At 65.7% G+C, this 254-nt stretch carries 1 pseudogene; it reads right to left on the minus strand.

The features are described 5' to 3' along the window. Positions 1-254 (minus strand): annotated as a pseudogene (locus tag HGO92_RS23360) (hypothetical protein); the annotation flags it as partial.

A 254-nucleotide genomic window follows, 5' to 3' on the forward strand; every position in this document is an offset into this window, starting at 1 on the left:
GACCGATAATCCAGCTCCTCGAATCCCCGCACTCCGGCATCGGCAACCAGAACGGTACCCGCAGCGCTGGTCGCGGCCTCGGCGTTGCCGGCAGCACTGGCAGAGTTCAGCGCGTTACTGCTGGTGTTGATGGCGGTGGCGGCCTCGGCATCAGCCGCGTCGTTGGTGCTACTGGCGTCACCAGTGTCGGCCGCATCATTGGCATCAGCGGCATCACCGGCGTCGCTGGCGTTGGTGCCAGGGTTGCTGGAGTT

Origin of the sequence: Crystallibacter degradans (assembly GCF_012952295.1) — a bacterium.
Lineage (GTDB): Bacteria > Actinomycetota > Actinomycetes > Actinomycetales > Micrococcaceae > Crystallibacter > Crystallibacter degradans.